The following is a 12,654-nucleotide window of genomic DNA, read 5'->3' as shown; positions in this document are numbered from 1 at the left end:
GAAGGATGCGGAGGCGTCCGATGGCGGGGCCCCGTACGGCTGAAGGGACGTGCTGTGAGCGAAGCGTTTTCCGAGGCATCACCGGAAGAGGCCGAGTCCGGCCCACGGGCGAGGACGTCACCGGTGTCCCGGCGCGGGTTCCTGGCCGGCGCCGGCGCCGCGGTGGCGCTGACCTCCTTGGCCGGGCCGAGCGCCGTCGCGGCCGGTCCCCGCACCGGCGGTACGGGCGACCTGCGGCTGGGCACGGGCACCACGTTCGGGGCACGGGTCTCGCCCGACGGCCGGTGGATCGCCCACGACCTGCTGGGGGTGCTGTGGGTGATGCCGGCATCCGGCGGGGCCGCGCGGCGGCTGACCAGCGACCTGTTCGACATCGCGCAGCCCGACTGGTCGCCGGACGGCAGCCGGCTGGTCTTCCAGTCCTACCGTGACGGCGTCTTCGACCTCTGGACCGTACGGCCCGACGGCAGTGGACTGCGCCGGTTGACCGAGGGCCCCTTCGACCACCGCGAGCCCCGCTGGTCGCCGGACGGGCGCACGATCGTCTTCTCGGGCGACGCGTCGGGCAGTTACGCGATCCAGACGTACGACGTCGGCAGCGGACGGATCGACGTGCTCGCCGACGGCTCGGGCGAGGAGTACGAGCCGGCCTGGTCGCCGGACGGCAACCAGGTGGCCTTCGTCGTGGACAACACCCGTATCGAGGTCGTGGACCGCACCACCGGCCGACGCGGCACCCGTCTCACCGTGCCCGCGGGCCAGGTGATCCACCAGCCGGAATGGACCCCGGACGGTGCCGGGCTGGTCCACCACCTGACCCACGACGGGCGGTGCCGGCTGATGACCGGTGACACGCCCCTGGTGGAGGACCAGGAGACCTTCCCCTTCCGGGTGTCGTGGCTGGATCGCGAACGCTTCCTCTACACCGCGGACGGCCGCATCCACGTGCGGTCCGTACATGACCCCGGTACCCGGACCATCGGTTTCTCCGCCGCCGTGACGACCCGCAGACCGAAGTACACCAGACGCCGGTCCGACTTCGAGAGCACCGGGCCGCGGCCGGTGCGCGGCATCGGCAGCCCGGTGCTGTCCCCCGACGGGGAGCACGTCGCCTTCCGCGCGCTCAACGACATCTACGTCATGAGGATCGGCCGCGCGCCACGGCCGTTGACCCGCGACCACTGGTGGAAGTGCGACCCCGCCTGGTCGCCCGACGGGAGGCTGCTGGCCTACTCCACGGACCGCGGCGGGACGCTCGACATCTGGATCAGGGACCTCGACACGGGCCGGGACCGGCAACTGACCGACCTCGGTACCAGGGCGGCGGTCTCGGCGGCCTGGTCGCCCGACGGAAAGGAGCTCGCCTTCCTGGACCAGGACGGCGCCCTGTGGACGGCCGACGCGGCGAGCGGCGACGTGCGTCGGGTCTTCACCGCGACCTTCGAACCCGGAAGACCCACCTGGTCGCCCGACGGCAGGACGATCGCCCTGGCGGCGGTGAAGCCGTACTCGGCCAGGTTCCGCGAAGGGCTGAGCCAGATCCTGCTCGTCGACAGGGCCACCGGGCGGGGCAGATACGTCGAGGCCGTGCCCGGCCGCTCGATCCAGACCCGGGGAGACGACGGACCGGTCTGGTCCCCCGACGGCAGGCGCATGGCGTTCGCGGTCGCCAGCGTCCTGTACACCGTGGACGTCGCCGCGGACGGAACGCCGGTCGGTGAGCCCCGGCAGCTCACCGACGAGGTGACCGACGCCCCGTCCTGGAGCGGCGACTCGAAGCACCTCCTCTACCTCAACAACGGCAGGCTCCGCCTCGTACCGGCGCAGGGCGGGCGTCCTCGTACGGTCGCCGTGCCGCTGACCTGGACCGCCGTGCGGCCACCGGCGCGCACCGTCGTCCACGCGGGCCGGATGTGGGACGGAGTGCGCCGGGAGATCCGGCGCGACGTCGACATCGTCGTCGAAGGGCACCGGATCAGGGCCGTGGAGCCGCACGCCGACGGCCGGGCGGGCAAGCGCATCGACGCGCGCGACCGGCTGGTGATGCCCGGACTCGTCGACATGCACCACCACCGGGAGATGCAGGGCTACGCCTACGGCGACCGGCAGGGACGGCTCTGGCTCTCCCTGGGCGTGACCACCACGAGGTCCCCGGGGAGCCCCGCCTACCACATGGTCGAGGAGCGCGAGGCCACCCGGTCCGGCGCCCGGATCGCGCCCAGGTACTTCGCGACGGGCGAGGCGGTCGACGGGCCGCGCATCTACTACAACTTCATGCGCCCCACGTTCAGCGACGCCCAACTGAGGCTGGAACTGGAGCGCGCCAGAAGCCTGGAGTACGACCTCATGAAGTGCTACGTCCGCCTGCCGGTGGCCTGGCACAAGCGGGTGATCGCCTTCGCGCACGGCGTCGGCATCCCCGTCACCTCGCACTACCACTACCCGGCCACGGCCCTCGGCGGCGACGGGATGGAACACACGGGCGCGACCAACCGCTTCGGCTACTCGCGCACCGTGACACCGCTCGGAACGGGGTACTCGGACGTCACCGACCTCTTCGTGGCCTCCGACATGGCCCGCACACCGACCCTCTTCGGTTCGACCACGTTGTACCGGGAGGACAAGTCCCTGGTCGAGGACCGTCGAGTACGGACGCTCAATCCGCCGTGGCGGTTGGCCGCCCTCCGGGAGAGCGCCGACGCCGCGGGCCGGACCGACCAGACCGCGCGGCGGGAGAACCTCCGGGCGCAGGTCCGCCAGGCCCTCGACCTCTTCCGCCGGGGAGGCCGGGTCGTCGCCGGCACCGACGCCCCGATCGACCACGCGGCAGTCAGCCTGCACATGAACCTGCGTGCCATGGTCACCTACGGGTTCACCCCGTACGAGGCGCTGACGACCGCGACCAGCCTGGCGGGCGAGACCCTGCACGAGGACCTCGGCCGGATCGCCCCCGGCATGTACGCCGACTTCGCCGTCGTCGACGGTGACCCACTCACCGACATCAAGGACGCCGCCAACGTCGAGCAGGTCCTGGTGTCGGGCATCGCGCACACCGTCGACTCCCTGATGCGGCCGTTCGCCGAGGCCGCGGCGTCCGGCTTCCGGAAGCCGGACGGGGGCGGCACCGTGCTGCCTCCCGTACCCGAACACCCGGCCAACGACGTGTTCTGGTGGCACGGACACACCTACGTGGAGGAGGCACGACACGCCTGCTGCAGCGAGTGATGAATCCCGCGCGTACGTTGGGCCGTATCCGTCACCTTCGGGCGGGCTACTCTGACGGCGTCGTCCCCACCTGGCATGCACGGTGCCAGGCAGGACGGTCCTTCGTGTGCGGCCCATGTCGGCGGTGCCGAGGGACCGAACGCGGTGACCGGCACTGCCTCCACGATGCGAGTGAAAGAGGTGGTTGAGCTGGTGTGGTGGCGCAGCCGGGTGCCCCGGGGCCGAGTGACGACGTCAGAGGCACAGCCGCGACGCTCAGATGACAAGGAATCCTGGTCCCACGACGTGCCGGGAGGGACCAGCGGCCACGCTTCGTGGCAGCCATGGGCTGGTTCTCCCGGGACGTCGTGGAGGCGGCTCTCGCTCTGCTCGGTCCAACTCCGGACAGGCCTCGCGTACATGGGTGGTGGCCACTACTCGGGCGAGCACCACGCCCTCGGTGGGTAGGGGTCGGGCCTCCAGCCTTCCCAGCGTGACTGGTCTGCCGACCGTACTCTCAGCGCGCCATGATCACCGCTTGACCTGAGCTTCATCTCCACAGACACCCTGTGTTCACCTCGAATACACGTAGAAGTCTCCTGTAATGCACCCGGAATCTTCAGCGGCTTCTCATGCGCCGTTGGTTGCCTGCTCGTGGCCCGTTGGTCCGCGAAGCACGATGAAGGAGGCGCAGGGTGTTCCTGCCGAAGGCAACCGCAGCGCGCAGAGGTTCGGCTGATCAGGGCCGGGCAGCCAAAACCGCGGAGAACACCGCGGGGAGCGAAGAGCCGTTGCACGTGGCGAGCAGGCTGCACGCGTTCAACCGGTTCGAGCTGAAGTACCTGGTCCCGGTGGAGCAGGCGGCGGAGATCCGGGACGAACTCGCCGAGCGCATGGACCGGGTGGATCTACACCGCGTCCTTCTACACCGCCCAGGAGGTCGGCTACAGCGAACTGGTAGCCCACCCGGAGACTCTCGACCAACTCAGACAAGACCTGCGCCTCGGTGGCTGGCATGACGCAGCCCGACTCGAGCAGTTCCTCACCCACCTCGGCGAAGGCGCCAGCGCGATGCTCTTCCGCTGCACCACTTGCGGCACCCATCTCGCCTACGCCGACGCCTCATGACGGCCCTTGCACCAACGGTCAGTCCCACCAAAAGTCCCAGCTGTTCACGCCGACTAGGCGTTCCGCATAGGCAGCGAGCGTGTAGGGGTGGGAGCTCTGCCAGATGTTGTCCGGGCAGAAGGCGAAGTGTTCGGCAGCGACCCGGAGGGCGCCCTGCGTGTTCGTGGGGGGTGCTGCGACGCTGAGGTGGAGACTGTCGAAGCCGACGGCTACGACGCGCACGCCGAAGCGGCGTTCCCAGTCGCCCACGACGGCCGAAAACTTGGCCGTGTCGTTGTGGTAGTTGACCGGTCCGCCCCAGCCGGCAGCCGTCAGCGCGTCCGAGCCGCAGGCAGCGGCAACGAGTCCGAGACGCGCCTGGGGGCGCTGGTCGGCAAAGACCTCTGCGTACTCCGCGGCCATCTCCTCGGAACAAGTCACGAGGTCATCGCTGACGAGCGGACCCGGCCAGGCCTGTCCGAACGGCGCGGTGACAGCAAGTCGTTCGCCCGGCGGCAGCAAGTTGTCGTCCTCGTCGGTCTCCGCGTACGCGCTCCACCACTGCGCCAGGAGTTCGGCCGGGCTGTGCGCTTGGGGTGCGCTCATGCGTTCCGGGAACAATTCGCCGGACGCCCAGGGGCGGAATTCGGCGTCGCCTGGGTCGTGGGCGTCAAGAAGCAGTGGCCACAGTCCTGAGGTGTTGTGCTCGGCGAGCAGCCGCGCCCACAGTTCGGCGGAAGCCGGGGAGTCACTCAGCCACAGTGGCTGTACCGCCCCGCCTCCTTCATCGGATGTGATCAACCGGCCCGCAGGGAGCGGGACAGCGAGAGAGGTCAGCAGCTCAGGGGTCACGAGCGGAGGCTAGTTCGAGGCGCTGACAATGAGGATGATGGTGCCGTGACGAGCGTGACTGATAACCATGTAAAGGTCCACTTCCGTATGGACGTGGACGAGGACGGCTGGCCGCCGGCGAGCGTGGAGAGCCTGTGGGCGACCGATCTCGGTGACGGAACAGTCCGCTTGGACAACACCCCATGGTTCGTCCGCGGAGTCGCCAGCGACGACATCATCCGCGTGGAGCTCGACGAAGGCGGCGTCCGTTGGGCCGGAGAGACCGTTCAGGCGTCGCAGAACTGCACCATCCGGCTGATCGTTCTCAAGGACGGTGGCTCTGCCGCGGCCCGGCAGAGCGTGCTGGACGTCTTTCACCGCCTCGGTGCGACCGGCGAGGGCATCGAGCAGTTCCGGATGGTCGCACTGGACGTGCCGCCGGATGCCGATCTTCGGCAGCTTCGCAGGCTCTTGGAGCACGGTGCGGCCAAGGAGTGGTGGCACTGGGAAGAGGGATGCGTCACCGAAGCCTGGAGGTCCACGGCGGCGTGACAGACGCCCCCGCCGCGAGTTGCTTCCCGGGCTGGGTTCTCAACGGCGGCTGGAGTCGGCCCATTCGTCGCTGTTCCACATGACGGGGATGGCTCCCACCGGCTCGAACCGGATGCCGGGGTCGTTGCTGTGGACTAGGGCGAAGAAGCGTCGCTGGACTACCGCCGCTCGACGGGCCTGTTCCGCAATGATGTCCAGCACGATCTGGGCCGTGCTGGGGGATGCGGCGGCGAAGCGGTCGTAGTCGGTGAGGGACAGTACGAGTCCGATTCCCTCGGCGGTCTCCTCGTAGGGCCCGAAGCAGGCGACGTCTCCGAGGCAGTCGTTGAGGGCGTCCAGGTTGTGGCCGTAGTAGTCGGGGAACTGCAGTGCTGCGGCGACAGCTTGGTGCATGTCACGTTCCGTCGTCCATGCATGCGCTTCGAGATGGACGACGCAGAATCCGCGGTTCTCAAGTCGCCGGACAGCCTCGGCGAGGACGCGGCGTCGCCAGAAGAGGGTCACCACCGTGTTGCTCATGTACTCGATGCCAGGGAGCCGATCCCACGTGTCATGCGAGGCTGGTTTCCTGGTGATGTCGCGCTGGAAGTGGTCCAGGAGCCGGAAGAACTCATCGACCGGCGTGGAGTCGGCTGGCGTGTGCCGCTCGATCTCGGCGGCCCAGGTCAGGGAGCTTGACGTCCCGTAGTGCTCGTGGAGCCAGTTGATGAAGTCTTCCTCGGGCCAGAAGGCGAAGGGCTCGTGGGCGGAGTGAACGGCGAGCGCCACGCGGTAGCCGGTGAGGATGGACTGCAAGTGCTGGAGCGACCCACCCGGCAGCCACATCCCGGGGCGCAAACGGATCTGCTCCAGGAAGTCGTACACGTCAGAGCACTCCTGCCAGTGCTTGACGACGCTGTCGGGGCTGTTGTCGGTCGGCATGCGGGCAGCCTACGGGGGCGTTCACCGTGCTGTGCGACCGGGAGACTCCCCGCAACTCGGTCATGAGATAGTGGAGTTATCGCCCGCCTCCGGGCCCGGATTCTCACCCAGCCGTGAGGGCTGTGACTCATGCTCGCCTGATGCGACGAGCCTCGTGGCGAAGGCCGCTGTCAGGGTTTCCGCCCTCAGCAGCAGCCCAGGGTTGGAAGTTCCCGCCACGCGGACAGAGACCTCATTGCCATCCACGGCCTGCGCAAGGTGCACCTCGAGGTGATGGTTCAATCCGAGGAGTGGATAGCTGTACCAGCGATCCGGGTGCTCATCATCGGTGGCCTCAAGACCGAGTTCGACCGCCTGCCAGTCGGTGCCATCGAAGTTGTAGCCGGCGTAACCCGCCAAGAGAGCCAAGAAGGGCAGGACGTTCTCGCTCCAGACCCACCCCTCTATCGCGCGTTCCCGGTCGCTCTGTGCCATCTGGTCAGAGTGTCACATTCGGCACGTTCGCCCCCGCCATATGTCCGTTCACGGAACTACGGACAGAGCCTTGCGAACGGCCGGGGCCGCTCCTCGCCCCACTTGCCAAGCCTTTGAACTGTGTGAGGGAAATGGGGATCGAAGAGCGGTCCTTGATCACCGGAACGTAGGTTCTGGCCATGACTGGCGACTGGCGGGCGGCCCGGATCGGGGCCGCGCTGAAGGGCGAGAACCCAACCGTGCTGCGACGGTTGACGTCGGGGTTCGCGGTGATCGGGGATGTTCAGTTCCTGCCGGGCTACTCGGTTCTGCTCGTGGACGAGCCGGATGTGCAGCGGCTGTCGGACCTGCCGAGGGCGAAGCGGCTGTCGTTCCTGTCTGACATGGACCAGCTCGGTGAAGCGGTCGAGCGCGCCTGCCGGCGGCTCGACCCGGCTTTCCGCCGGGTCAACCTGGAGATCCTGGGCAACACGGACCCGTTCTTGCACGCGCATGTCTGGCCACGGTTCGAATGGGAGCCGGCCGACAGGGTGGGCAAGCCAGTGTGGCTCTATCCGCGTGAACGGTGGAGTGACAAGCAGTTCAGGCTCGGGCCGCAGCACGACGCGCTGCGGGATGCGATCGGCAGCGAACTGGACCAGCTGCGCTCGCGGCCCTGACTGTTGCGGGCCCGCCGGCCGTCAGGTCAGCGGGCACAGTGATCGGTGACGGTCAGCCGAAGCTCACTGGAGGCGCCTGAGCGGGACGATGTCGGTGACGCGGTTGGTGATCGTTCGGCGAGCGGCTTCCTGGGTGGCGAGCAGGGCGACGATCGGGACGGGCCCATCGCAGTGTGGACAGTTCCGGACAGCCGTCCGGGCGCGCAGCGCGCTCCGGCCACCCGCGTACCAGTCGTTCCGCTGGGAAGCCCTTCGGGTCGCCGCCTGACGGAGCCCGCTGCGCGGGCCGGCCCTTCTGGAGTATGTGTCTCACCGGCCTGTCCGGAGGTTTCCGGGCGACGGTTGCGGCCGGAGGGAGAGGAGGGTGAGGTGCCACCAGTCGGTCAGGCGGTTGTCGAGGGCGGTCGTGTCCTCGAGTGCCTCGGTGAGAGTGCACAGGCCGAAGAACGCAGGCACCAGGGTGCGGGCCGCGCGGGCGGGGCGGATCCCCTCGTTGACGTGCCCTGCCAGTCGGGCCTGCGCGAGCAGTCGTGTGGTGGCGGTGGTCCAGAGCGCGAAGGGGTCGGGGATGGGGGCTTTGATGACGGTGCGCTCGACCCACAGACGGGCACCGGCACGGGTCACTGGGTCACGGGTGAGGGCGTGTGCGATGTCGTAGCTGAGGGCGACGAGCCGTTCGAGAGGGGGGACGGTGTCGTCTCCGTAACGTGCTGCGAGCTGGGGCCAGGTGGCGAACCGGTCCTCGACGACGGCGACGGCGATTCCTTCCTTGCTGGTGTAGTGGAAGTAGACGGCGCCGCTGGTACGGCCCGACCTCGCGCTTATGTCGTTGACGCTTGTGGCCGTGTATCCCTGTTCGGCGAACAGTTGGGCTGCCGCTTCCAGCAGTGATCTGCGGGTTGCCTTCGCCCGTTCCTGCAAGGTTCCGTCCGCCCTCGTCTGTTTTGATGTCGGGCCACGAATCTAGTGCGCCAGCGTACGCCCGGAGCCCAGACGGGCACTTTCGGGCGGCAATTACACAGTTCTTTCGAAGACGAACGCGTGCGAGTGGTAGGGGAAGCGCGACGCTCAGCCCTCGCATCGTCGATCGCGCCTGACAACTGACCGGCAGGCGCGTGGTGTTAACGCTCTCAATGGCTGCACCGTGCCCGTCGCCGCACAGGCATACGCCTGTTTCGGGCGCGCGTCGAGTCACTGAAATGGGTTATTGCCCGATTTTCCCGGACGGAAATAACGTAGCGGAAACTATCTTTCCGTTTCCTGTGGAGACGGGAATGCCACGTACATGCGAAAGCATGGGAGGCCCCAGTGACTACCTCGGACCACGCTCTGCTCGACTGGTCGCCCGAAGCCGTCGTCTTCGACTGTGACGGCACCCTCATGGACAGCGAACGCCACTGGCAGGAGGCCCGCAACCGGGCTTTCCGGGAGCACGGCCTTCAGCCACCGCCCGGATTCACGGAGCGGGCTCTTGGACTTCACTACGAGGACTGCGGCCGGCTCATGGCGCAGTCCGTGCACAAACCCGAACTGGCCGAGGACCTGACAGCCGCGCTTCTCGACCACTTCCTGGCACTCGTCACCGACGAACCGGTGACGATGCCGGGTGCGGTGCGGCTCGTACGGCTGCTCTCCGACCGCCTGCCGTTGGCGGTGGCCAGCAACTGCCCGAGGGTCGTGGTCGAAGGCAGCTTGGAACGGGCCGGGCTGCTCGTGCACTTCCAGCACCTCGTCGTCCCCGACACCGGGGACCGCGTGCGCCCCAAGCCGCATCCCGACGTGTACGCCGTGGCGGCCCGGCTCTGCGGTGTCCCCCCGCACAGGGCGCTGGCGGTGGAGGACTCCCTCACCGGTGTGGACGCAGCCCGCCGGGCAAGCCTGCGGGTCCTGGGCGTCGGCCCCCGGCCGCACGGCGACGGCGCCACCCTGGCCGACGGGTGGTTACCGTCACTGGACGCTCCCGAACTGCTGGCCTGGGCCCACGCGCTCGGCAGTCCGCGGGGGCCACAACAGCCTTGACAGTCCACCTCAGTCGGTATCGCAAAACGCTCACACTCCCCAGTGAGCAAGGAGGCGACACGCTGGGTGCCGCAGGGATACGCCGCGTCGTAGCTCGGTGATCAGCTTGCCGAACTGACGCGGTAGGACACCTGATCCCCGGCGCGGTCCGGCGGTACGTGCGCGTGCTCAGGAGCGGTATGTGCGGCCCGGTACGTCGATTCCGTACCGGCCCGTCTTTCTGTAAACGGTAGTGCGCTGCGCGAGAGCCGGGTGGCCCGGCAGCCGTACCGGGGCACCCGGTGCGCCCGCCGGGTGGCATCGTGATCCGCGTCGTCCGGGCCAGGACGGTGCCCGACGGCTGGTCCTCTCGCGTCGGCCGCCGCTTCAGACACGTGTCCCGCGTCAGCCCTGTGGGTCCCGTGAGCCCGGGAAGAAGCGGTCCCAGTACGCAGGAACGACCGTGGGGTCTCCCACGGGAGGACCGCGTGCTGCTGGTCATCGCGTACTGGCAGACCAACATGACACTGGGACAGCTCGCGCCGCTGTTCGGGGTCTCGAAGTCGGCCGCCGACCGCATCATCGACCACCTCAAGCCCGCCCTCGCTCTGCGCCAGCGCCGGCGGTTCCGCAAAGAGGCTGTGCTGCTTGTGGACGGCACCTTGGTCCCCACCCGCGACGACGGCATCGCCGAGCGTTCGAAGAACTACCGATACTCCACCAACCACCAGGTCGTCATCGACGCCGACAACCGGCGCATCATCGCCGTAGGTCGGCCCCTGCCGGGTAACCGCAACGACTGCAAGGCGTGGGAACTGTCCGGCGCGAAGGCCGCCGTCGGGCCGCAGTCGGCAAGACAACCGTGATCGCTGACGGCGGCTACCGCGGCACCGGCTTGGTCATCCCTCATCGCCGGGAACGCGACCAGGCTGAACTACCGACCTGGAAGGAGGAGCCCAACGCCTCTCACCGCAAGGTCGGCGCCCGCGTCGAGCACGCCTTCGCACGCATGAAGACGTGGAAGATCCTCCGAGACTGCCGCCTCAAGGACGAGGGCGTCCACCACGCCATGCTCGGGATCGTCCGCCCCCACAACCCTCACCCTCACACAGTGAGAGGCATCGTCGCCGGTCAATCGGCATTGTGACGAAGCACGACAGCTGTGACCGTTGGCATCCGCTGGGGCTGCGGCTTCAGCAGGGGAAGCACACTGGTTGTCACCGATGCGGCGGCCCTACCTGTCACCAGCGGCAAGCGAAGCAGGGGCTATGTCACCGCGTTCGGCTTCTGGTGAGCAGGGTGCTGAGCGGCGGCCCTCGGCGATCACGGACCGTATTTCCCGGGCCCTACGCGAACCCCGCCTCTTACGATCACCCGGTACGACTACTGGAGAGGGGCGGGAATGCTTGAAAACATGGGGGACGGGGCAGCGGCAGCAACGCAGCTCGCGGGTGGTGCGCCGATTCAGAGCACGCTCGATGCCACCGACCCCGCTGACTGGCTCGCGCTGGACGCAGCAGTGCGTGAGGTGGCCTGGCACCGCCCGCAGTTCCTGCCGGGGTGGGAGCCCTCGGCCCCACCGCCCGCTGAGCTGACTCAGCTCGGCGAGTCCCGGCTCGCACTCGCCCTCTGCCACCGAGACGGGCGGATCCGTCAGGAGGCTCTGCTCCAGTCGGTTCGGTACCCCGGCCTGCTGCCGTTGGTCGTGATCCGCTGCACCGACTGGGTCGAGCCGGTGCGCGAGCACGCCCGACGGCTGCTCCGTGAAGCCTTGAACGTGGGCTCTGCCCTCGACCTCGCGCCGCTCATCCTCCGCGTCGGCCGCCGCGACAGAGGCACCTTCGGCGTCGATGCGCTCGGCCACATCCTGCGCCAGGCATCTCCCGGGCAGCTCGCTGTTCTCTTCACAGACCCCGACCGCATCGTCCGTCGGTTCGCCTACCGGCTGGCCATCGACGGCCGACTGCTCCGTCCCGCCGAGCTGGCCCGCGCGGCCGCCCGGGACCAGGACATCGTAGTCCAGGACCTGTGTGCCACAGCGGCGCTCACAGCTCCGCGGGATGAGGAGAGCAACGAGGGTGTGCTGTCTCCGCTGCTGTCCGCACGCAACCCCCGTGTCCGTTCGGCCGGCGTCACCGCGCTGAGACGGGCAGGGCACTCGAAGCAGGCGGAGCCGTTTCTCAGCGACCGTTCGGCGCTCGTGCGTGCTTGTGCCCGCTACGTCGTACGACAGCAGGGTGGCGACCCGGCGGCCTGGTACCGAGAGCGGTGCATGGTGCCTAACGACCCCGAGTTGTCGCCCGGCGCAGTCATCGGGCTGGCCGAGTGCGGGAACCGCGCGGACGCCGGAGTGCTGCGGCCACTGCTCTCGCACCCGGCGGCCGGAGTGCGGGCGCGAGCCGTGGCCGGGTTGCGGACGTTGGACTGCGCGGATGCGAATCAGATGCGGCCGCTCCTCGACGAGCCTGCCGCCGAGGTCGTCCGCGAGACCGCCACCGCCCTGCTGCCCTCGGCCAAGGAACTGCCCGCCGACTGGCTACTGGAACGCACCAGCTCCCAGCGGCCGCGGCACGTCCGCGTCGGTGCGTTCCGGCTGCTCGACGCGCACGGCGGCATCGTGGCGCTACGGGCGGCGGTCGGTCTGCTCGAGGACCCCGATATGAAGCTGCGCACCTGGGCCGCGCAATCAGTGCAGCGTTGGCAGCCGTCCCCGGACGGCCCGCGCGGCGACAGGGAGGTGGGTGAACTGCTCGACCGGAGCCGACATCTCTTCAGCGACTTCGTACTGCGCCGACGCAAGTGGGAAGCCGGGGTGGACAGCTGAGGCTGCACCCAGGTCCAGAACTCCGCTCAGCACTCGCCGCCCGGTGGCTCTGATGACAACACGCCTGCCTCGGTGACAACTGCC

At 68.7% G+C, this 12,654-nt stretch carries 10 protein-coding genes and 2 pseudogenes; 8 read left to right on the top strand and 4 right to left on the bottom strand.

Features of this window, described 5'->3' with window-relative positions:
* The first annotated feature begins 123 nt into the window (after positions 1 to 123).
* The 3 genes and pseudogenes from Sru02f_RS20845 to Sru02f_RS20835 all read left to right on the top strand — a co-directional run bounded on the left by Sru02f_RS20845 (position 124) and on the right by Sru02f_RS20835 (position 4,332).
* The gene (locus tag Sru02f_RS20845) at positions 124 to 3,225 is read left to right on the top strand and encodes an amidohydrolase family protein (RefSeq protein ID WP_218030711.1); all 3,102 of its coding nucleotides are present in this window, start codon (positions 124 to 126) and stop codon (positions 3,223 to 3,225) included.
* Positions 3,226 to 3,899: 674 nt separating this feature from the next.
* Positions 3,900 to 4,106 (top strand): annotated as a pseudogene (locus Sru02f_RS20840) (vacuolar transporter); the annotation flags it as partial.
* Positions 4,107 to 4,110: 4 nt separating this feature from the next.
* Complete coding sequence (locus Sru02f_RS20835) at positions 4,111 to 4,332, top strand: CbrC family protein (RefSeq protein ID WP_280524897.1); 222 nt, start codon at positions 4,111 to 4,113, stop codon at positions 4,330 to 4,332.
* A gap of 18 nt (positions 4,333 to 4,350) precedes the next feature.
* Here the strand turns inward: Sru02f_RS20835 and Sru02f_RS20830 are convergent, their stop codons facing one another.
* Positions 4,351 to 5,163, bottom strand: a complete 813-nt coding sequence (locus Sru02f_RS20830; RefSeq protein ID WP_167469580.1) for a DUF4253 domain-containing protein — start codon at positions 5,161 to 5,163, stop codon at positions 4,351 to 4,353.
* A gap of 87 nt (positions 5,164 to 5,250) precedes the next feature.
* Between Sru02f_RS20830 and Sru02f_RS20825 the strand changes: the two genes are divergently transcribed.
* Complete coding sequence (locus Sru02f_RS20825) at positions 5,251 to 5,694, top strand: DUF4265 domain-containing protein (protein WP_109032587.1); 444 nt, start codon at positions 5,251 to 5,253, stop codon at positions 5,692 to 5,694.
* A 39-nt stretch (positions 5,695 to 5,733) separates the two neighbouring features.
* Here Sru02f_RS20825 and Sru02f_RS20820 read toward each other — a convergent pair whose 3' ends face one another.
* A complete protein-coding gene (locus Sru02f_RS20820; RefSeq protein ID WP_109032508.1) occupies positions 5,734 to 6,615 on the bottom strand; it encodes a barstar family protein in 882 nt (293 codons plus the stop codon).
* A 60-nt stretch (positions 6,616 to 6,675) separates the two neighbouring features.
* Positions 6,676 to 7,089, bottom strand: coding sequence for a hypothetical protein (locus tag Sru02f_RS20815; RefSeq protein ID WP_174855105.1), 414 nt, complete (start codon positions 7,087 to 7,089; stop codon positions 6,676 to 6,678).
* Positions 7,090 to 7,268: 179 nt separating this feature from the next.
* On the opposite strand from Sru02f_RS20815, the gene Sru02f_RS20810 reads away from it, so the two are divergent.
* Positions 7,269 to 7,748 (top strand): HIT family protein, encoded by a 480-nt coding sequence (locus Sru02f_RS20810; protein ID WP_109032509.1) that lies wholly within the window; start codon positions 7,269 to 7,271, stop codon positions 7,746 to 7,748.
* Positions 7,749 to 8,057: 309 nt separating this feature from the next.
* Here the strand turns inward: Sru02f_RS20810 and Sru02f_RS20805 are convergent, their stop codons facing one another.
* Entirely contained in the window at positions 8,058 to 8,669 is a 612-nt protein-coding gene (locus Sru02f_RS20805) for a ScbR family autoregulator-binding transcription factor (RefSeq protein WP_109032510.1), read from the bottom strand.
* 387 nt (positions 8,670 to 9,056) lie between these two features.
* Here Sru02f_RS20805 and Sru02f_RS20800 point away from each other — a divergent pair, with 387 nt between their 5' ends.
* The 3 genes and pseudogenes from Sru02f_RS20800 (at position 9,057) to Sru02f_RS20790 (ending at position 12,570) form a co-directional block, all read left to right on the top strand.
* Positions 9,057 to 9,767 carry an HAD family hydrolase gene (locus Sru02f_RS20800; protein WP_109032511.1) on the top strand — a complete coding sequence of 237 codons (711 nt, stop codon included), beginning with the start codon at positions 9,057 to 9,059 and terminating at the stop codon, positions 9,765 to 9,767.
* A 500-nt stretch (positions 9,768 to 10,267) separates the two neighbouring features.
* Positions 10,268 to 10,893: pseudogene (locus Sru02f_RS20795) on the top strand (transposase).
* Positions 10,894 to 11,148: 255 nt separating this feature from the next.
* Positions 11,149 to 12,570, top strand: coding sequence for a hypothetical protein (locus Sru02f_RS20790; RefSeq protein ID WP_373103509.1), 1,422 nt, complete (start codon positions 11,149 to 11,151; stop codon positions 12,568 to 12,570).
* Positions 12,571 to 12,654: the final 84 nt, after the last annotated feature.

Origin of the sequence: Streptomyces rubrogriseus, assembly GCF_027947575.1 — a bacterium.
Lineage (GTDB): Bacteria > Actinomycetota > Actinomycetes > Streptomycetales > Streptomycetaceae > Streptomyces > Streptomyces rubrogriseus.
This window is presented reverse-complemented; position numbering and strand designations above follow the sequence as displayed.

Coding starts and splice junctions, on each gene's coding strand:
- Sru02f_RS20825 (WP_109032587.1), top strand. CDS start 5,251: ATGGACGTGGACGAGGACGGCTGGCCGCCGGCGAGCGTGGAGAGCCTG.
- Sru02f_RS20820 (WP_109032508.1), bottom strand. CDS start 6,615: ATGCCGACCGACAACAGCCCCGACAGCGTCGTCAAGCACTGGCAGGAG.
- Sru02f_RS20815 (WP_174855105.1), bottom strand. CDS start 7,089: ATGGCACAGAGCGACCGGGAACGCGCGATAGAGGGGTGGGTCTGGAGC.
- Sru02f_RS20810 (WP_109032509.1), top strand. CDS start 7,269: ATGACTGGCGACTGGCGGGCGGCCCGGATCGGGGCCGCGCTGAAGGGC.
- Sru02f_RS20790 (WP_373103509.1), top strand. CDS start 11,149: ATGCTTGAAAACATGGGGGACGGGGCAGCGGCAGCAACGCAGCTCGCG.